The 19,202-nt window shown below is 69.0% G+C and carries 19 protein-coding genes; 12 read left to right on the top strand and 7 right to left on the bottom strand.

Going from position 1 to position 19,202, the window contains the following annotated elements:
- Nucleotides 1-2,960 (top strand): DUF5801 repeats-in-toxin domain-containing protein (locus tag AC1RAD_RS27815; protein WP_492738303.1); only part of this gene is annotated, 2,960 nt, incomplete at its 5' end.
- A 93-nt stretch (nucleotides 2,961-3,053) separates the two neighbouring features.
- On the opposite strand, the gene AC1RAD_RS27820 is transcribed toward AC1RAD_RS27815, so the two are convergent.
- On the bottom strand, nucleotides 3,054-4,148 hold the full coding sequence (locus AC1RAD_RS27820; protein WP_159277635.1) for a PA0069 family radical SAM protein: 1,095 nt from the start codon (nucleotides 4,146-4,148) through the stop codon (nucleotides 3,054-3,056).
- 134 nt (nucleotides 4,149-4,282) lie between these two features.
- Here AC1RAD_RS27820 and AC1RAD_RS27825 point away from each other — a divergent pair, with 134 nt between their 5' ends.
- The 6 genes from AC1RAD_RS27825 (at nucleotide 4,283) to AC1RAD_RS27850 (ending at nucleotide 8,417) form a co-directional block, all read left to right on the top strand.
- On the top strand, nucleotides 4,283-4,885 hold the full coding sequence (locus AC1RAD_RS27825) for a GbsR/MarR family transcriptional regulator (RefSeq protein WP_159277636.1): 603 nt from the start codon (nucleotides 4,283-4,285) through the stop codon (nucleotides 4,883-4,885).
- A gap of 69 nt (nucleotides 4,886-4,954) precedes the next feature.
- The gene (locus tag AC1RAD_RS27830; protein WP_492738305.1) at nucleotides 4,955-5,386 is read left to right on the top strand and encodes a thiol-disulfide oxidoreductase DCC family protein; all 432 of its coding nucleotides are present in this window, start codon (nucleotides 4,955-4,957) and stop codon (nucleotides 5,384-5,386) included.
- Between the two features lie 49 nt (nucleotides 5,387-5,435).
- Complete coding sequence (locus tag AC1RAD_RS27835; RefSeq protein ID WP_492738307.1) at nucleotides 5,436-6,377, top strand: SAM-dependent methyltransferase; 942 nt, start codon at nucleotides 5,436-5,438, stop codon at nucleotides 6,375-6,377.
- Between the two features lie 30 nt (nucleotides 6,378-6,407).
- Nucleotides 6,408-7,448, top strand: a complete 1,041-nt coding sequence (locus AC1RAD_RS27840; RefSeq protein ID WP_492738309.1) for an SRPBCC family protein — start codon at nucleotides 6,408-6,410, stop codon at nucleotides 7,446-7,448.
- The gene (locus AC1RAD_RS27845) at nucleotides 7,445-8,062 is read left to right on the top strand and encodes a DUF4166 domain-containing protein (protein ID WP_492738311.1); all 618 of its coding nucleotides are present in this window, start codon (nucleotides 7,445-7,447) and stop codon (nucleotides 8,060-8,062) included. Before AC1RAD_RS27840 ends, AC1RAD_RS27845 begins: the two co-directional genes overlap by 4 nt.
- 7 nt (nucleotides 8,063-8,069) lie before the next feature.
- A complete protein-coding gene (locus AC1RAD_RS27850) occupies nucleotides 8,070-8,417 on the top strand; it encodes a DOPA 4,5-dioxygenase family protein (protein WP_095744544.1) in 348 nt (115 codons plus the stop codon).
- Here AC1RAD_RS27850 and AC1RAD_RS27855 read toward each other — a convergent pair.
- The 3 genes from AC1RAD_RS27855 to AC1RAD_RS27865 form a co-directional block, all read right to left on the bottom strand.
- Nucleotides 8,414-9,046, bottom strand: a complete 633-nt coding sequence (locus AC1RAD_RS27855) for a phosphoribosyltransferase (protein WP_492738313.1) — start codon at nucleotides 9,044-9,046, stop codon at nucleotides 8,414-8,416. The genes AC1RAD_RS27850 and AC1RAD_RS27855 overlap by 4 nt on opposite strands.
- Nucleotides 9,047-9,129: 83 nt before the next feature.
- The gene (locus tag AC1RAD_RS27860; protein ID WP_492738315.1) at nucleotides 9,130-10,464 is read right to left on the bottom strand and encodes a Rieske 2Fe-2S domain-containing protein; all 1,335 of its coding nucleotides are present in this window, start codon (nucleotides 10,462-10,464) and stop codon (nucleotides 9,130-9,132) included.
- A gap of 31 nt (nucleotides 10,465-10,495) precedes the next feature.
- Complete coding sequence (locus AC1RAD_RS27865; RefSeq protein WP_492738317.1) at nucleotides 10,496-11,479, bottom strand: Bug family tripartite tricarboxylate transporter substrate binding protein; 984 nt, start codon at nucleotides 11,477-11,479, stop codon at nucleotides 10,496-10,498.
- A gap of 115 nt (nucleotides 11,480-11,594) precedes the next feature.
- Here AC1RAD_RS27865 and AC1RAD_RS27870 point away from each other — a divergent pair, with 115 nt between their 5' ends.
- Entirely contained in the window at nucleotides 11,595-12,422 is an 828-nt protein-coding gene (locus AC1RAD_RS27870) for a helix-turn-helix domain-containing protein (protein WP_492738319.1), read from the top strand.
- A 10-nt stretch (nucleotides 12,423-12,432) separates the two neighbouring features.
- Here AC1RAD_RS27870 and AC1RAD_RS27875 read toward each other — a convergent pair whose 3' ends face one another.
- Entirely contained in the window at nucleotides 12,433-13,089 is a 657-nt protein-coding gene (locus tag AC1RAD_RS27875) for a glutathione S-transferase (protein ID WP_062476661.1), read from the bottom strand.
- Between the two features lie 80 nt (nucleotides 13,090-13,169).
- Here AC1RAD_RS27875 and AC1RAD_RS27880 point away from each other — a divergent pair, with 80 nt between their 5' ends.
- Both AC1RAD_RS27880 and AC1RAD_RS27885 read left to right on the top strand, forming a co-directional pair.
- Nucleotides 13,170-14,390 (top strand): polyhydroxyalkanoate depolymerase, encoded by a 1,221-nt coding sequence (locus tag AC1RAD_RS27880; RefSeq protein WP_492738321.1) that lies wholly within the window; start codon nucleotides 13,170-13,172, stop codon nucleotides 14,388-14,390.
- A 406-nt stretch (nucleotides 14,391-14,796) separates the two neighbouring features.
- Entirely contained in the window at nucleotides 14,797-15,495 is a 699-nt protein-coding gene (locus AC1RAD_RS27885) for an N-acetyltransferase (RefSeq protein ID WP_492695036.1), read from the top strand.
- Here the strand turns inward: AC1RAD_RS27885 and AC1RAD_RS27890 are convergent.
- Nucleotides 15,492-16,394, bottom strand: a complete 903-nt coding sequence (locus AC1RAD_RS27890; RefSeq protein ID WP_159275177.1) for a LysR family transcriptional regulator — start codon at nucleotides 16,392-16,394, stop codon at nucleotides 15,492-15,494. The two genes, AC1RAD_RS27885 and AC1RAD_RS27890, sit on opposite strands and share 4 nt — an antisense overlap.
- An 85-nt stretch (nucleotides 16,395-16,479) precedes the next feature.
- On the opposite strand from AC1RAD_RS27890, the gene AC1RAD_RS27895 reads away from it, so the two are divergent.
- Both AC1RAD_RS27895 and AC1RAD_RS27900 read left to right on the top strand, forming a co-directional pair.
- The gene (locus tag AC1RAD_RS27895) at nucleotides 16,480-17,592 is read left to right on the top strand and encodes an adenosine deaminase family protein (protein ID WP_492738322.1); all 1,113 of its coding nucleotides are present in this window, start codon (nucleotides 16,480-16,482) and stop codon (nucleotides 17,590-17,592) included.
- A gap of 8 nt (nucleotides 17,593-17,600) precedes the next feature.
- Nucleotides 17,601-18,584 (top strand): Bug family tripartite tricarboxylate transporter substrate binding protein, encoded by a 984-nt coding sequence (locus AC1RAD_RS27900; RefSeq protein WP_492738324.1) that lies wholly within the window; start codon nucleotides 17,601-17,603, stop codon nucleotides 18,582-18,584.
- Nucleotides 18,585-18,728: 144 nt separating this feature from the next.
- On the opposite strand, the gene AC1RAD_RS27905 is transcribed toward AC1RAD_RS27900, so the two are convergent.
- Nucleotides 18,729-19,187 carry a CBS domain-containing protein gene (locus AC1RAD_RS27905; protein ID WP_062476634.1) on the bottom strand — a complete coding sequence of 153 codons (459 nt, stop codon included), beginning with the start codon at nucleotides 19,185-19,187 and terminating at the stop codon, nucleotides 18,729-18,731.
- Nucleotides 19,188-19,202 lie beyond the last annotated feature (15 nt).

Raw genomic sequence — 19,202 nt, forward strand, 5'->3', positions numbered from 1 at the left:
AAGGGCGTACCGCCATCAGCGGTGCGCTGGTCTTCACCGTCAGCGTGGACGCTGCGGGCCTCGTCACGCTCGACCAGTTGCGTGCCGTCGTGCATCCGGACGCCACCAACCCGGACGACTCGAAGACGCTGGCCGCAGCCGACCTGGTCGTGCTGACACGCACCGACACCATCACCGACAAGGACGGCGACCAGAACACCGGCTCGGACTTCCTCAACATCGGCCAAGCCCTGAACTTCGAGGACGATGGGCCGAGCATCGTGGTGGCCGACACGGCATCGCCCGACACGTTGACAGTGGACGAAACCGCCCTGGCCACCAACGCCTCGGCCAGCTTCGCCGACAACTTCTCCAGCACGCCGACCTATGGCGCGGACGGTGCAGGCACGACCAGCAGCGCCTACGCGCTCAGCGTCAAGAGCGCAGGGATCGCCTCGGGCCTCGTCGACACCCTGACGAACCAGAGCGTGGTGCTGACCGTCAACGCCGGCGTGGTCGAAGGGCGTACCGCCATCAGCGGTGCGCTGGTCTTCACCGTCAGCGTGGACGCTGCGGGCCTCGTCACGCTCGACCAGCAGCGCGCGGTCGTGCACCCGGACGCCACCAACCCGGACGACTCGAAGACGCTCGCCGCGGCCGACCTGGTCGTGCTGACGCGCACCGACACCGTCACCGACAAGGACGGCGACCCGAACACGGGCTCGGACTTCCTGAACATCGGCCAGGCCTTGAACTTCGAGGATGACGGGCCGAGCATCACGGTGGCCGACACGGCGGCCGCCGATCCACTGACGGTGGACGAGACCATCTTCGCCACCAACGCGTCGGCCAGCTTCGCCGACAACTTCACCAGCACGCCGACCTACGGCGCGGACGGCGCAGGCACGGTCGCCAGCGCCTACGCGCTCAGCGTCAAGAGCGCGGGCGTTGCCTCGGGCCTGGTCGACACGCTCAGCAACCAGAGCGTGGTGTTGACCCTCACGGCCGGCGGCGTGGTCGAAGGGCGCACGGCCGGCAGCGGATTGCTGGTCTTCACCGTCAGCGTGAACGCTGCGGGCCTCGTCACGCTCGACCAGCAGCGCGCCGTCGTGCACCCGGACGCCACCAACCCGGACGACTCGAAGACGCTCACTGCAGCCGACCTGATCGTGCTGACCCGCACCGACACCATCACCGACAAGGACGGCGACCAGAACACGGGCTCGGACTTCCTGAACATCGGCCAGGCCCTGAACTTCGAGGACGACGGCCCGACCATCCTGGCCCGCACCGACCTCATCTACGCGAACACCAGCAACCCGTCACCTGGCGGCACCGGCACCTTCGACTACGAGATCGGCGCCGACGCGCGGTCGAGCTACAGCGTCTCCAACTCCGACTTTTCAGCGATCACGCTGACCGGCACGGTGGGCAATGCGGCGATCACCAGCCCGACGGTGACCTGGACCTCCGAGACGGCGACGGGCGCCTCGTTCGCCGTGAGTTTCAGCTACAAGCCGGACCCGGGCTCGGCCACCACCACCAACGCGACCGGCACGCTGAGCTTCGACAAGGTGAACGGCACCTACTCGCTCGCGCTGAATGCGCCCATCGCGGGCTTCAACACCGTCTCGACCGGCCAGGCGCTGGGCTTCACCGGCTACACGGTGGGCACATCGACGGTCGACCAGACGCAGCCCGACGTGTCGGTGGCCCAGCTGAGCAGCAACTTCTTCGTGCAGTTCACCGGCTACAGCGAGCCGGGCGGCGGCACCGGTGCCAACAACATCCAGGCGATCGCTCCGGCAGCCCCGTTGGGCACGGCCAACGGAACCGCCTTCGTGAACGGAGAGCTGTTCAAGCAGGCCGGGACGTGGGTGAGCGTGTCCAACCTGGCCAACGGCGTGGCGGGCGACACCATCCAGCAGGGCGAGGTGCTGGACCTCGACTTCTTCGCCGCGAACCCGTTCGGCTTCACGACCGCGACGCCGACCACGCAGGCCGCCGGCATGTTCCTCAAGTTCGACGGCATCGGCAGCGAGGACCTGGTGCTCGTGCTCAAGCTGGTGGACCCGGACGACGGCAGCCGCACGACGAAGGCCATCATCATCGACAACGCCGACATCATCAAATCCGGCGGCACCATTCCGGCCCCGTACAGCATCTCGCTGGACAACAACGACGGCGCGGTCATCATCGAGTCGAACGACTTCAACACCGGCACCGAGAACTACGTCATCGAAGGGGCGCAGTTGCTGGTGTCGACCGAAGGCGTGACGGGCACGGCCATCAACCTCAATGCGCTGACCGGGGCCGGCGGCAACAGCACCACGCTGCAGGAATTCTCGGGAACACCCGGCACGGCCAACCCCGAAGCGGCCACGTCCGACAACGACGTCATCAAGATCTCGGACATCGGCTTCGTCACCCTCAACAGCGGCCAGCTCGACGCCAACCTGCAGTTCTCGCTGGCGGTCAAGGACGCCGACGGCGACGCCACCGCGACGCAGGTGCTGGACGTCGGCATCGTCGGCGGCACCGCCTTCACCGGCGGCGCGGACAACGAAGCGATCCAGGGCAGCGCGGGCAACGACACGCTCAACGGCGGCGGCGGCAACGACACGCTGACCGGCGGACTGGGCAAGGACTCGCTCACCGGGGGCGATGGCAACGATATCTACGACTTCAATGCCGTGGCCGAGAGTGCGGCCGGTGCGAACCGGGACGTGGTCTCCGGATTCATGAGCGGTGCGGACACGCTCGACCTGTCGGGCATCGACGCCATTTCGGGCAACGCGAACGCGGACGATGCCTTCAGCTACCTCGGCGATGCAGCGTTCACCAACGTGGCCGGACAACTGAGGTTCGACGTCGCCACCCAGACGCTGCAGGCCGATATCGACGGCAACGGCACCGCCGACTTCGAAGTGCAGCTGGTGGGTGTCGTGGCGCCGCCACCGCTGGACGACTTCTTCATGTAGGCCCGGGCATTGCGTGGAAGCGAGGGCTGCCCTACCGACCGCCCTCGTCAGCCGCAGCGGTCCGGGGCCGGGGCGCGTCAGCGTTGCTCGCACTCAGAACAGGCTGCCCTGCCCTTGCGCGCCGGGCGGGCGGAACGCGCCGGTGTCGAGCGCGATCCGCTCGCGGTTGAAGCCCAGCCGGTGTGTCGCCTTCTGGAAGCGCTGGTGGATCAGGTCGGCCCACAGGCCGCTGCCCTTCATGCGCGTGGCGAAGTCGGCGTCGTAGTCCTTGCCGCCGCGCATCTCGTGGATGCGCGCCATCACGCGCTCGGCGCGCTGCGGGTAATGCAACTCGAGCCATTCCTTGAAGAGCGGCGCCACCTCCCACGGCAGCCGCACCACCGTATAGAAGGCGCTGCGCGCGCCGGCCTCCCAGGCGGCTTCGAGCACCTGCTCCATGTCCTCGGTGATGAACGGAATCTGCGGCGCCACGCTCACGCCCACCGGCACGCCGGCCTCGGCCAGGGTGCGGATGGTGCGCAGCCGCCGGTGCGGCGCGGCGGCGCGTGGCTCGAGCTTGCGCGCCAGTTCTCCGTCGAGCGTGGTCACGGTCACGTACACGGCCGCGAGCCGGTCGGCGGCCATGGGCGCGATCAGGTCGAGGTCGCGCTCGACCGCGCTCGACTTGGTGACCAGCGCGAACGGATGCCGCACCTCGCTCAGCAGCTCGATCACGCCGCGCGTGAGCCGCAGCTCGCGCTCGATGGGCTGGTAGCAGTCGGTGGCGGTGCCGATGGCGAGGTTGCTGGGGCGGTAGCCCTTGCGCCCGAGCTCGGCGCGCAGCACCTCGACGAGGTTGCGCTTGGCGATGAGCTTGGTCTCGAAGTCGAGGCCGGGCGACAGGTTCAGGTAGCTGTGCGTGGGCCGCGCAAAGCAGTAGATGCAGCCGTGCTCGCAGCCGCGGTACGGGTTGAGCGAACGGTCGAAGGGGATGTCGGGCGACTCGTTGCTGCTGAGCACCGACTTCACGTCCTCGAAGCGCACCTCGGTGGCCAGTGGCAACAGCCCGGCGGCTTCGGCCTCGCCGTCTTCCAGCGTGCCCCAGCCATCGTCGAAGGCGTCGCGTTCGTCCTTGGAGAACCGGTGCGCGAGCCGCGTGGCCGCGCCTCGGCCCTTGATGATGTGGATGGGAACCTGGGCGGCGGGCATGGCGAGTCCTTGGAAGGAAACAGGAAACAAGGCGAATAACTGTTTATTCATACAGTATTTCACTTTTGATCCCGACACGCACAGTTTTTTGTTTCTGTCTTGACAGAAATTCAGGAATTCCTAAACTCGACGCCATGGAACTCACCGACATTCAACGCAAGTTCGTCCTGCACTGGGGCGAGATGGGCTCCATGTGGGGCGTGAACCGCACGGTCTCACAGATCCACGCCCTGCTCTTCGCGCACGGCAAGCCGATGCACGCCGAAGAGCTGTCGGAAACGCTGGGCGTGGCCCGCTCCAACGTCAGCAACAGCCTGAAGGAACTGCAGGCCTGGAACCTCGTGCGCGTCACCCACACGCTGGGCGACCGGCGCGACTACTTCGAGACCAGCGTCGACGTGTGGGAGCTGTTCCGCACCGTGGTGCGCGAGCGCAAGGAGCGCGAGTTCGACCCCACCATCCGCGTGCTGCGCGAGATCGTTTCCAGCCCCGATTTCCAGAAGGAGCCGCCCGATGCGCAAGACCGCATCCGCTCCACCATGGACCTCATGACCAAGCTCGCCACCTGGGCCGACGAGATGCTGCGGCTGTCGCCCGGCACGCTCGACAAGGTGCTCACGCTCGGCGCCAGCGTGCAGAAGTTCGTGCGCGGCGACAGCCCACCGCCCCCCGCCCCTCCTGGCGCCGGCAAGGGCGACGACCCCGACGCGCACCACGCCAGCCTGCCCATGATCTGAGAAAGGCCGCGTCCTTTTTTTTGCCTTCTTATTTCTGTTTTGACTGAAATATCGAGAACCAAAAGCACCATGACCCGCTTCGCCCCCGCCACCTACCCGCTCACCGTCTACTTCGACGCCACCTGCCCGCTGTGCACGGCCGAAATGGGCGCCATGCAGGCGCGCGACAGCGCGAAGCGGCTGCGCCTGGTCGACTGCTCGCCCATCGGTTTCGCAAGCGGCCCAGCACCGCGCGAAGCGCTGATGCGCTCGCTGCACGCGGTCGATGCCGCAGGCCAACTGCGCGTGGGCGTCGACGCCATCCGCGCCTGCCGCGCCGCGGTGGGCCTGCCGGCCGGCGGCGCGGTGCTCGACCTGCCGGTGATCGGCCGGCTGGCCGACCGCGCCTACGCGGTGCTGGCCCGCAACCGCTACCGGCTGCCGCGCTGGCTGGTCCTGCGGCTCGCGGGGCACGGTGCGATCGCGCCAGCGACATGCGCCGACGACCACTGCAAGCTCTAAAAAACTCACGCTGTCACACACCACCCGCTCACGCCTGAAGGAGTTTTCGATGCCCGACGTCTTCCAGCCCGACTTCCGCCTGCCCGGCACCGCGCGGCCTGCGCCGCCTGCCGTCGAAGGCCACGTGAGCCGCGAGGACACGCAGGACTATTTCACCGAGGTCGCCGACGACTACCGCGCCTGGAGCCCCAGCTACAACATGCACTTCGGCTTCTGGCGCCTGGGCCTGAACCCGCTGCGACGCGAGGGCATGCTGATCGAGATGAACCGCACCGTCGGCCGCGCGCTGCGGCTCGACACCGCCACCCATGCCCCGCGCTGCGTGCTCGACCTGGGTTGCGGCGCCGGCGCCACCTCGCGCACGCTGGTCGGCGACGACCCCGCGTTGCACGCGGTCACCGTGACCAACGTGCCGGTGCAGAACGGCATCGCCGCGCGCCTCGACGCCCGTGCCGGCGTGGCCGACCGCGTGGCGCACGTCGAGGCCGACTACACCCGCACCGGCCTGCCTGCCGCCCAGGCCGACGGTGCCTGGGCGCTCGAAAGCGCCTGCTACGCCGAAGGCACCGCCAAGGCCGACTTCGTGCGCGAGGCCGCGCGGCTGCTCAAGCCCGGCGCGCGACTGGTGGTGGTCGATGGCTTCCTGCTTCGCCGCCGGCCGGGCCGTCTCGCGGGCTGGCTGCACCGCCTCTGGGCCGACAGCTGGGCCGTGCCCACCCTCGCTCAGCGCGAAGACTTCACGGCCGCGCTGCGCGCGCACGGCTTCGAGGACATCGCGTTCACCTCGCTGCGCTGGCGCGTGGCGCCAAGCGCGCTGCACATCCCGGTGCTGGCCACGCGCTTCACGCTCGCCGAACTGTGGAAGGCACGCGGCAAGCTCAGCCCCTGGCGCCGCAAGCACATCGTCGCCAGCTACTGCGCGCTCGCGCTGGGCATGTTCTGGCGCGACTTCGACTACGCCATGGTGACGGCCCGGCGCAGCGTCAGCTGAGACATCACAAAAAGAGGAGAAGAGATTTCCATGCGCACCGAGCCCGAAGAAAGCAAACTCGCCGACCTGCCCGCCAACGACGACGTGCCGGCGCCCAAGCCCGTGCGCGGCATGCCCTTCGGCTGGTTCTGGCCCATGTTCGCCGGCGCGGCGCTGGCGCTCGTGCTGCGCCTCGTCTTCAGCGGCGGCCCCGGCAAGCCCTTCTCGGCCATGCTGGGCTCCTTCGTCTATTTCGCGCCCGCGGCGTGCGGCGCGGTCACCGTGTACATGGCCGAGCGCATCGAGCGGCGCAGCTGGGGCTACTACCTCTGGGCGCCGTGGGTGGCCACCGCGCTGTTCGTCGGCGGCACGCTGATGGTGTTCATCGAGGGCATCATCTGCGCCGCCTTCATCGTGCCGCTGTTCGCGGTGATGGGCAGCGTCGGCGGGCTGGCCATGGGCATCGTGTGCCGCATCACCAACTGGCCCAAGCCCGCGCTGTACAGCGTCGCCCTGGTGCCGCTGCTGCTCGGCGGCATCGAGCCGCAATGGCCCAACCCGGACCAGTTCTCGAACACCTCGCGCACGCTCTTCATCGCAGCGCCGGCCGACCGCGTGTGGCACGAGCTCAACGCCGCGCGCGACATCCGCCCCAGCGAAGTCGGCAACGCGTGGGCCTACCGCGTCGGCGTGCCGATGCCGGTGTCGGGCGTGACCGTCGACACGCCCGAGGGCCGCGTGCGCCAGGTGCAGTGGCAGAAGAACGTGCACTTCGAAGAGGTCGTCACCGAGTGGCAGCCCGATCGCCTGCTGAAGTGGCGCTTCCGCTTCACGCCCGACTCCTTCCCCGCCGGCGCGCTCGACGACCACGTGATGATCGGCGGCCAGTATTTCGACCTGCGCGACGCCACCTACACCCTGACGCCGCGCGACGGTGGCACCGAGCTGCGCGTCGCGGTGTCGTGGCGGCTGAGCACGCGCTTCAACTGGTATGCGGACCCGGTCATGCAGTTCCTGCTGGGCGATGCCTCCGAGAACATCCTGCGCTTCTACAAGGCGCGCAGCGAAGCCACCGGGGCGGTGGCGGGATGAGCGCGCCGCCCGTCTTCCAGCAGGCGCTCAGCCCCGCGTGGGACCAGCTCGGCGACGTGATTCGCCGCCACTACACGATGGCGCCTTTCTCCGACGACTACGTCTGCGTGCGCGGCACCATGAGCGAGGTCTGGCACGCGCCTTGGGCCGCGCTGCTGATGCCCTTCGGTCGGCTGTTCGGCGCGCTGGTTCCGCACCAGGGTACCCGGGTGCCGATCGAGGTGCACTACCGCTGCCGCCCCGACAACGCCCACCTCTACTGGGACCGTGTCTTCCACTTCCCGGGCAGGCCGCCTTTCCATTTCCGCTCGCACATGGAGCACGACGCGGCGCAAGGCAGCGAGGTGATCGAATACGTGCGCTTCGGCATCGGCATGCGCCTGGCGGTGAGCGCGGAAGACGGCGCGCTCGTGTTCCGCGACAGGGGCTACATCTGGCGCGTCGCGGGGCTGCGCATTCCGCTGCCGCTGGGCCTCTTGCTCGGCACCGCCTACGTCGAGGAGCGGCCCGACCCCACCGACCCCGACCACTTCACCATGAAGATGCAGCTGCGCCACCGCTGGTTCGGCGATGTGTTTCGCTACAGCGGACGCTTCCGCCTCGGTTCACAATGAGCCCACCATGCCGCGCCGCCCCGAAAACCTCTACGCCCAGTACCACGCCCACATCTACTTCGCCCCCGCCACGCTGGCGCAGGCGCGCGAGCTCAGCGAGCGCGCCGGCCGCGAACTGATGGTGGTGGTGGGCCGGGTGCACGAACGCCTCGTCGGCCCGCACCCGCACTGGAGCTGCCAGCTGGCCTTCGACGCCGCAGAGTTCGACGAAGTCATCGGTTGGCTCGACGCCAACCGCAACGGCCTCGACGTGTTCGTGCACGGCGTGACCGGCGACGACTTCGCGGACCACACGGCCCATGCGATGTGGCTGGGCGAAGAGAGCGCGCTCGATCTGCGGATGTTCAGGCGCTAAGCCTGCGCCAGCAGCGCGCAGACCTCGTCATCCGTCGTCTGCGAGAAATCTTCATACCAGGCACCGACCGCGCGAAACACCGTGGGGCAGCGCACGCACAGCACGTCGTCGGCCTCGCGCTGCAAGGCCTCGCAGGCCTCGGGCGACCCCACGGGCACGGCGGCGATGACGGTGCCGGCGCCCTGTCGCCGCAGTCCGCGAACGGCCGCGCGCATGGTGGCACCGGTGGCGAGTCCGTCGTCGATGACGAGCACCGTGCGGCCTTGCACCTCGCACGCCGGGCGATCGCCGCGATAGACCTGCGTGCGGCGCGCCAACTCGGCGAGTTCAGCACGGACCACGGCATCGATCTCCGAAGGCCGCAGGTCCAGCGTGCGCACCAGGTGTTCGTCGATCTCGGGCACGCCGTCGCCCGCGAGCGCGCCGAAGGCGTACTCGGGTTGTTCGGGCAGGCCCAGCTTGCGCACCACCAGCACGTCGAGCGGCAGCCGCAGCGCGCGGGCCACCTCGAAGGCCACCGGCACGCCGCCGCGCGGCAGCGCCAGCACCACGGCGTCCGCAAAACCGCCGCGCCGCTGCAGCAACGCAGCGAGCTGGCGGCCGGCCTGTGCGCGATCACGAAACTTCACGGCGTGTGCTCCCGAAATGGGATGTTCACACGCTGTTCGCGTCGAGGCGAGCCCCGGCGCAAAGACCCGGATCGCGGCGTGCGTTACGCGGCTTCCTGTGTCTCCACCTCGGTGTCCGCCTCACCGCCGTGCACCTTGAAGAAGCGCGCACCTTCCACCTTCTGGCCGATGGCCGCCTCATACGCCGCGCGCACGTCGTCAGGCTGCCCGGCCTGCCCGAAGAAGTCCTTCAGGTACGGCCCCAGCAGCGGATGCGCGGCCAGTTCCTCGCGCGGCAGGCCGTGCAACATCTCGTCGCGGCAGGCCGAGGGCAGGAACACGTCGCGGTTCTTCTCCGGGTCGCGGATCAGGCCCTTGGGCTCGTGCGCCGGGTCGGACTGCATCGACTCGAGTTCTTCGAAGAAGCGCCGGCGCATCATCACGATGCCCTTGTCGCTCTGGCCCAGCTTCTCGCGCGTGCGGTCGGTCACGGTGCCCTGCCCCACCCAGACCACGAAGTCCTGGTTGGCGACGTGGCTGGTGATCCAGCGGCCCGTGGCCGGGTCCTTGATGGGGCCGTACCACGAGGGAATGCGTTCCTGCACATAGGGCTCCTGCTCGGTGGGCACGCGGCTGAGCACCCACAGCACGCTCAGCGTGTGGTGGTCGTCGATGGGCACGCGCCATTCGAAGTGATGGCCGAGGAAGAATCCGTTGGGCCACAGCGTGACGCGGCCGGTGGTCCACATCACGTTGTCTTCGCGCTCGCCGCCGCGCAGGCGCTTGTAGACGAAGCCGTGCTCGAACTCTTCGAAGGCGAGCTTGAGGTGCGTGGGCACGTAGGGGCCTTCGTCGCCCTGCAGGCGCGTGGTCCAGTTGTTGTGCGTCCACTCGAAGTGCACGGGGTCGATGGAGTTCTCCTGGCACTGGAACCAGTTGCAGGGGATCTCGGCGAACACGGCCTGCGCGAAACCGTTCTTGCAGTTGAAGAGCTCCCAGTCGGGCAGCAGCGGCGCGGGCTGCGGGCCCATGTAGGCCCACAGCAGGCCGGCCTTTTCCTGCACGGGGTAGGCCTTGATCTTCGTGTTCTTGCGCATGCGCGCGTCGGGGTCCAGCGTTTCTTCAAAGGGCTGGTGGATGCACTGGCCGCCGGTGTCGTACTGCCAGCCGTGGTAGCTGCAGCGCAGGCCGCACTTCTCCACGTAGCCGTACGACATGTCGGCATTGCGGTGCGGGCAGCGGCGGTCGACAAGGCCGTAGTTGCCGCTCAGGTCCTTGTAGAGCACGAGGTCCTCGCCGAGGATGCGCAGCGGCTTCACGGCCTTGTCGTCGAACTCGCTGGCACCGGCGATCGGGTGCCAGTAGCGGCGCAGGTAATCGCCCATGGGCTTGCCTGGGCCGACTTCGGTCAGCAGGCGGTTCTTTTCTTCGCTCAACATGCATCGTCTCCTTGTCTGCGGGTGTGTAGGGTCAGTCAGCGCGGATGCCAAACTCGCGCACCAGCTTGCCGAAGCGCTGGTCGTCGTCGGCGATCTGGCGGGCCAGCACGGCCGGCTCGCCGCCCACGGGCTCGATGCCCAGCGCGGCCATGCGGGCCTGCACGTCGGGCATCTTCAGGATCTCGTTGACGTGGCGATTGAGCGTCTGCACGACCTCGGACGGCATCGCCTTCGGGCCGAGCAGGCCCATCCAGGCGCTCACGTCCACGTCGCGGTAGCCCAGCTCCAGGAAGGTGGGCACGTTGGGCATGAGCTTCGTGCGCTGGCGCTCGGCCACGGCCAGCGGCACCAGCTTGCCGGCGGCGATGTGGCCCGCCACCGCGCCGGGCGTGATCCAGCCCACGCTCACGTGGCCGCCCAGCGTATCGTTGACCACCGGCGCCACGCCGCGGTACGGCGCGTGCGCAATGGCCACGCCGGCGTCCTTGTTGAAGAGCTCGCCCGCGATGTGCATCGGCGAACCCGCGCCCGGCGTGCCGTAGGTGAAGGCCTTGCCGGCCTTGGCACCGGCCACCAGCTGCGCCACGGTCTGGATGCCGCTCGTGGGCGCCGTGACCATCAGCACCGGGATGTTGCCGGTCTTGACGATGGGGGTGAAGTCTTTCACCACGTCGTGCGCCACGCCGGGGCCGGCCTTGAGCACGTGTTGCGCGATGGGGAAGGTGCTGGGCGTGAAGAGCAGCGTGTAGCCGTCGGCCGGCGCCTTCGCGACCCAGGCGTTGCCGATCATGCCGCTCGCGCCGGGGCGGTTGTCGACCAGCACCGGCTGGCCCAGGCGCTGCGCGAGCTTCTCGGCGTAGGTGCGCGCGATGGCGTCGGTGTCGCCGCCGGCCGGGTAGGCGACGACCAGCGTGACCGGCTTCGCGGGCCACGATTGCGCCAGCGCCGCTGTCGCGGCGCACAGCAAAAGAATGGCTCCTGCAGCGGCACGGACCATGTTTCGTTGGTGGAACATCTTGCGTTTTCCTTCTCGGTGAGACGACGTGGGGGTGTCGTCGGACTGTAGGAATGGCGCCGCGCGGCCAGAAGATATAGTTTCACTGAGTGAACCTTTTTTCTTCGGAGGCGACATGTCGGACACCAGCGGCGCGCACAGCGTGAAGTCGATCGACGCCCTGCGCCGCGGGCTCGATGTGATGCTGGCCATCCAGCGTTCGTCGGCCGTCACGCTGCAGGAGCTGCACCGGCAGACCGGCCTGTCGAAGGCCACGCTGCTGCGCATCCTGAAGACGCTGCAACAGGCCGGCTGGGTGGAGCGCAACGAGCTGGAAAAACGCTACGTGCCCACCTCGGCCACCGGCCAGTCGGGCGCTGCGGCGGCATGGCGCACGCGGCTCACGGCATTGGCCGCATCGCCGCGCGCCACGCTGCAGCGGCTGGTGCCATGGCCCATCGACCTCGGCGTGCGCGACGGCACCGCCATGCTGATCCTCGACACCGACCGGCCACGCAACGGCCTCGCGGTGAACTACCGCGCGCTGGGCTTTCGTCCGCCGATGCTGTTGTCCTCGCTCGGGCGCTGCTACCTCGCCTTCTGCCCCGAAGACGAGCGGCGAGAAATCCTCGCCGCACTGGCGCGCTCACCGAACGATTTCGACCGCGGCGCGCGGCGCCCCGACAGCATCCGCCGCATGGTGGCGCACGCACGCGACCAGGGCTACGCCGCGCGCGACCCCACGTCCACCAGCCTCGATTCGCCCGACCGCTTCGGCGCCGTGTCGGTGCCGGTGCGGCTGGGCGAGCAGGTGGTGGGTTGCCTCAGCTGCGCGTGGCTGCCGGCGGTGAAGAGCGAGCGCGAGATTGTGTCGGCGCACCTGGGCGACCTGCAGCAGGCCGCGCAGAGCATCGAGCGCCGGCTGCGGCAGGACGGCCTCGGCCTGCCGCCCGCGAGCACCTGAAGAAGCAGCGTCAGAACTCCGCGTCGAGTTCGTCGATCTCGTCGGGCTCCTGCAGCGCGGCGGCCACCCATTCCTTCATGGCGGGCAGCTCCATCACGCGCTTGCAGTACGCGGCGCACACGCTGTCGAGCGCCACGTCGTAGCTCAGGAAGCGCGTGACCACGGGCGCGTACATCGCGTCGGCCATGCCGGGCTGCTTGCCGAACAGGAAGGGGCCGCCGTAGGCCTTCAGGCACTCGCGCCAGATGGCGACGATGCGGTCGATGTCGCCCTGCGCGCGCGACCACACCTTGAAGTTCTTGAAGCGGGCCTTGATGTTCATCGGCAGCGCGCCGCGCATCGAGGCAAAGCCCGAGTGCATCTCGCCGCAGATGGCACGGCAGTGCGCACGCGCCGCGGCGTCGGCGGGCAGCAGGCCGGCCTTGGGCTTGATCTCGTTCAGGTACTCGCCGATGGCCAGCGTGTCCCACACCTTGATGCCGCCATGCTGCAGCGAAGGCACCAGCATCGACGACGACAGCAGCAGCATCTCGGCCTTCATGGCCGGGTCGTCGGGCGGGATGACCTTCTCGCTGAAGTCCAGCCCCGCGAGCCTGCACATCAGCCAGCCGCGCAGCGCCCAGGCGCCGTAGTTCTTGCTGCTGATCGTGAGAACGGGTTTGGCCATCGCGACACTCCTTGGACGATGCGTGCTGTGTGCAAGCGCCGTGCCACACGGTTGGCCCGCAACTTGCCTGCAGCTGGGGCATGCTGTACCGCGCTTACCAGAACCAGGCCGACCTGCTCTCGCCATGGCGGCTCACCGCGCAGTACCTGGGCCGCGCCCTCTGGCAGGACGGCACCGAGCGCACCGCGCTGCGGCGCATGGCCGCGCGCTGCGAGGTCTTCTCGCGCATGCGGCTCACCCACACGCGGCCGGCCTACGGCATCGACAGCGTGGTGGTCGACGGCGCCGAGGTGCCCGTGCACGAAGAGGCCGCGCTGGTCTCGCCTTTCGGCACCTTGCTGCACTTTCGCAAGGCACACACCGAAGCGGTGCACCCGCGCGTGCTGCTGGTCGCACCACTGTCGGGCCATTTCGCCACGCTGCTGCGCGAAACCGTGCGCACCCTGCTGCGCGACCACGACGTGTACCTGACCGACTGGCACAACGCGCGCGACGTGCCGCTGTGGCAGGGCCGCTTCGGGCTGGACGACTACACGCTGCAGCTGATGCGCTTCGTCGAGGCCGTGGGCCCGGGCGCGCACATGGTGGCCGTGTGCCAGCCCTGCGTGGCCGCGCTGGCCGCGACCGCGCTCATGGCCGAAGACGACCACCCGGCCACGCCGCGCAGCCTCACGCTGATGGCGGGGCCGGTCGATTGCCGCATCAACCCGACCGCCGTGAACAAGCTCGCGACCGACCGGCCCATCGACTGGTTCCGCCGCAACCTCATCAGCCATGTGCCGTGGCCGCATGCGGGCGCGATGCGGCGCGTGTACCCGGGCTTCCTGCAGCTCACGGCCTTCATGAGCATGAACCCCGAGCGCCACAAGAAGCAGTTCGAGGACATGGAACGCCTGCTGGTCGAAGGCGAGCTCGACAAGGCCCGCACCATCGCCGAGTTTTACGACGAGTACCTGGCCGTGAACGACCTGCCGGCCGAGTTCTACCTGGAGACCGTCGAGCGCGTGTTCCAGACCTATGACCTGCCGCGCGGCGTGCTCACCGTGGCCGGGCGCACCGTGAACCCCGCGGCGATCCGGCGCACCGCGCTGCTCACGGTGGAAGGCGAGCGCGACGACATCTGCGCGGTCGGCCAGACCGTGGCCGCGCAAGACCTGTGCAGCAGCATCCGCCCGTACCTCAAGACGCACCACCTGCAGGCCGGCGTGGGGCACTACGGCGTGTTCAGCGGCAGCAAATGGAACACGCAGATCTACCCGCGCGTGCGCGAGACGATCCACGCGGCCGACGAACTGCACTGAGCGCAACCCGCGTTCAATCTGGCAGAGACCGCGGGGGCTTTGGTTGCCCGAACACCCCCGGCTTCCTACAATCGACCCTATGAACGTCATGGTTTTCATCCCCGCTTTCGATCGCGCGGCGGCCTCTGCGGCCCCGGGCGACGCGCGCGTGCGCGCACCCGCGGCGATGACGGCGAGGTCGCAGCAGACCCTCGCACATCCCTGAGCCCGGCGGTCAGCCTCCTTTTTTCTTCAGCGCACATCGACCGTCGGGCACCCGCCCCGCGCGGTCGCGCGTCCTGGCTTTGATCCGCCCGGGCGACGCACCACTTCCCCCAGCGTCCGACCTTCTTCCCGCCTCCGGCCCCGTGCCGCGCGGAAGGACCTCGCCCGCTTCGCCGTCGTGTTTCGTCGTGAGGATTTCCCCGTGGTGGCTCTTGCCTGCTCCCCTTCCGTCTCTTTTTCGCCTTCGCCTGCCCTGCCGCCCTGGCCCGCCTGGCTGTCGTTCGACGCGCTGCGCCGCCGCCTGCTGCGGCCGGCCGAGCTGCGCATCGACGTCGATCCGAAGAAGGGTCGCCCGAGCGAGCCGCTGACGCCGGTGTACGAGCGCATGCGCGCCATGGGCGAGCGCGTGCAGGACCTGCCCGCGCTGCGCCTGGACGACCCCGACCTGCGCGCACGCTTTCGCGAGGCCGATGGCGAGACCTACGTGTACATCGAGGACGTGCGCCACCAGCGGCTGGTCGGCTACACCGTGTTCAACCGCCTGATCGAACTCGACCGCCGCGCCGACCGCCACATCCGCGCGCCGCATTCGCAGTACGACCCCGCCTACCAGCGGCGTGGACTGGCCACGGCCGTGTACCGCTGGGCGCTGGGCAGCGGCATGTGCCTGATGAGCGGCGCGCGCCAGTCGCCGGGCGCGCACGCACTGTGGCTGCGCCTGGGGCGTGACTACACGACGGGCTTCGTCGACCTGCGCGAGAAGCGCTTGAGTTATCTCGGCGACGAAGTGGACGGCGACACGCTGTCGCAGCTGCACACGCGCATGTTCATGCTCGGCGAGGGCTGGACGCTGGAGCGTTTCAGTAGCGAAACGCGCATGGCAATGCTGGAGACTGCCTAGGCCTGCGGCAACCGCTCGCGCAAAAACCCGATGAGCTCCTGCGCCGCCACGTTGCGCATCGGCCCTGGCAGGTAGGCCAGCACCACGCGCCGCTCGATGCGCGGCGCCGACAGCGGCACCACGGCCAGTTCGGGGTCGCGCAGCGACGAGGTGTACAGCCGCGGCATCAGCCCCAGCGCCTGCCCGCTGCGCACCAGCGCGTAGAGCGTTTCGGAATAGCTCACGCGGTACGGCTGCGCGCCCTGCGCGAACTGCGCGCGCGCCGGGTCGCCCAGCGCCGGCATGCTGCCGCTTTCGAACAGCACGAGGCGCTCGCTGCCGATGGCCTCCCATCGCGCCTCGCCGGCCGCCGCCAGCGCGTGGTCACTGCGCACCACGAGCACCAGCGGGTCGCGGAACAGGTCGATGCATTCCAGGCCGCCCGGCGGTTCGGTGATCGCGGCCACGGCCATGTCGAGCTGACCGCTGCGCAGCTCGGCCAGCAGCACCGTGGAGGGCGCGTCGCGCCAGGCCAGCTCCACCTCGGCGCGCTGCTGCAGGAAGCCGGCCGCCGCCGCCGCGACGCGCGCGCTGGCCGAGGGGATCACGCCCACGCGCACATAGGCCCGGCCGCGCTGCACCGTGCTCTCGATGTCGCGCAGCGCCACCTCGAAGGTGTGGACCAGGAAATCGGTGCGCGCCAGCACCTCGGCGCCGACGGGCGTGAGTTCGAGCCGGTGGGTGGAGCGGGTCAGCAGCTCGGCGCCGAGCAGCTTTTCCATCTGCTTGATCGCGTTGCTCAGCGCGGGCTGCGTGATGGCGAGCCGGCGCGCCGCGCGGCCGAAGTGCCCTTCCTCGACCAGCACCGAGAAACACTGCAGCTGGCGCAGCGTGAGCGCACGCAGGGGCAAGGCGGCCATGGGCATCCTGGTTATCGATTCAATGAATCAAATTATAGAAATTCAAAATTTTCCTTATGAGCACGCACTGCCTAGACTGCGCCGCATGACCCTTGCCGCGCCTGCGCCCGCCGCCGCTCCTTTCACGCTCGAAGCGATGCTGCGCGCCATTCCCAAGGTGGAACTGCACTGCCACCTCTTCGGCACCGTGCGCCACGACACCTTCCGCCAGCTCAACCGGCGCGCCGGCGCGCCACTGGCCGACGCGGAAATCGACGGCTTCTACACGCGCGGCGAAAAGCCCGTGGGCGTGCTGCGTGTGCTGCGCGCGCTCGACGCCCAGCTGGTGCGCAGCGCCGACGACCTGTACCAGCTCACCCTCGAATACCTGCAGGACGCGGCCTCGCACCAGGTGCGCTACGCCGAGTTCTTCTGGAACCCGACCGGCACGGTGCACGGCTCGGGCATTGCCTACCCGCTGGCGCAGGGCGCCATCGTCCGCGCGATCCACGATGCGCAGCAGGCGTTCGGCATCACCGGCCGGCTCATTGCCGCCATCGACCGCGAGGCCAGCGCCGAGGCTGCGGTGGAGATGGTCGAGTGGGTCCAGGCCCACCGCTGCGACGAGGTGATCGGCATCGGCATCGACTACCGCGAGAACGACCGCCCGCCCGAGCTCTTCGCCCGCGCGTACGCCGATGCGAAGAAGGCCGGCCTGAAGACCACCGCGCACGCCGGCGAGTTCGGCATGCCCTGGACCAACGTGCGCACTGCGGTCGAGTTGCTGCAGGTCGACCGCATCGACCACGGCTACACGGTGGTCGACCAGCCCGACTTCGCGCGCCAGTGCGCCGAGCGCGGCGTGATCTTCACCGTGGTCCCGACCAACTCCTACTACCTGCGCACGCTGCCGCCCGAGCGCTGGGCGCTGGACCACCCGATCCGCCGCATGCCCGGCCTGGGCCTGCGCATCCATCCGAACACCGACGACCCGACGCTGCACCAGGTCACGCCCACGGGCGCCTGGCTGATGATGGTGCGCGACTTCGGCTTCGGCCTGGACGACCTGCGCGGCTTCATGCACAACGGCCTGGACGGCGCCTGGATCGACGACACGCAGCGCCGCCAGTGGCGCGCCGAATGGAGCGCCGACTTCGACGCGCTGCGCGCCCGCCTGCCTTCCGAGCCCATGCCCTCCGCCACCCCCTTCCCCGGATGAACCCCGCCATGACCACGAACCGCCGCCTGATCCTCGCTGCCGCTGCACTCTGCGCCGCCCTGCCCACGGGCGCCTTCGCGCAGCCCGCCTGGCCCGCCGCCAAGCCCCTCACGCTGATCGTGCCCTTCACGGCCGGCGGCAGCGTGGACGTCAACGCCCGCCTCGTGGCGCAGCGCCTGGGCGAACGGCTCAAGCAGTCGGTCGTGATCGAGAACGTGAGCGGCGCGGGCGGCGCCATCGGCGTGGCCAAGGCCGTGAGCGCGGCACCCGACGGCTACACGCTGGTGGTCGGCCCCGACAGCGCCATCGCCATCGGCCGGCTGGTCAACCCCTCGGCCTTTCGCTTCGATCCGCTCAAGGACCTGGCGCCCGTCGGCCTGCTCAACACCGCGCCGATGGTGCTGGTGGCGCGCCCCGGCCTGGACGTGCGCAGCTACGCCGACTTCGTGAAGCTCGCCAAGGCCCAGCCCGGCCACTACAACTACGCCACCTCGGGCGTGGGCACCGTGCTGCAGCTGGCGATGGAACTGCTCAAGGAGCGCAGCGGCATCTTCGTGACGCACGTGCCCTACCGCGGCGGTGCCCAGATCGCCACCGACGTCATCGGCGACCAGGTCGACCTCGCGATGCTGGTGAGCACCAGCGCCATTCCGCATGTGAACGGCAAGCGCCTGAAGGCGTTGGGCATCACCGGCAGCCAGCGCCTGCCGGCGCTCGCGCAGGTCCCCACCTTCAACGAGATGCCCGGCCTCAAGGGCTACGACATGGTGAGCTGGACCGGCATCTTCGCGCCCGCGAAGACGCCGCCGGCCGTGGTGGCGCGGCTCAACCAGGAACTGAATGCGGTGCTGCAGGAAGAAGGCGTGCGCGCCAAGCTGGCGGAGCAAGGCGCATTGCCGGGCAGTGGAACGCCGGAGGCGTTCGGGAAATTCGTGCAGGCCGAGTACGCACGCAATCAAAAGATCGTGCAGACCGCCAACATCAAAGAGTAAGAAGCTCGCCCCCAGGCTGCGCGCACTTCGTGTCGCTTCGCCAACCCCCTACCGGGGGCAACACCAGAGGCCCGGCAAAGCCGGTTCCTCGGTGTTCGCTTGAAGGGGCCGACGGCGAGTCGGTCAGTGGCTGGCTGAAAAGGCTCAGCCGGCCTTTTCGTTGCTCTCGTCTTCCGGCCAGTCGCGGATGTAGGCCTTGAGCATCTTGTTCTCGAAGTTCTGCGCGTCGACCACGGCCTTGGCCACGTCGTAGAAGCTGATCACGCCCATGAGCATGCGCTTGTCCATCACGGGCATGTAGCGCGCGTGGCGCTCCAGCATGATGCGGCGGATTTCGTCGAGGTCGGTTTCGAGCGTGCAGGTGACCGGCGCGTCGTCCATGGCCTTGCGCACCAGCGTGGTCCCGACCTGGCCGCCGTTGTTGACGACCGCCACGATCACTTCACGGAAGGTGAGCATGCCGACCAGGTCGCCGTGCTCCATGACCACCAGCGAACCGATGTCCTTGTCCGCCATGGTCTTGGCGGCTTCCGCCAGCGGGTCGTCCGGCGTGGTGGTGAAGAGCGTGTTGCCCTTGACGCGAAGAATGTCGCTGACTTTCATGGTGGTGCTCCTCTC

This window comes from Variovorax sp. GW823-FHT04B03 (assembly GCF_058796495.1).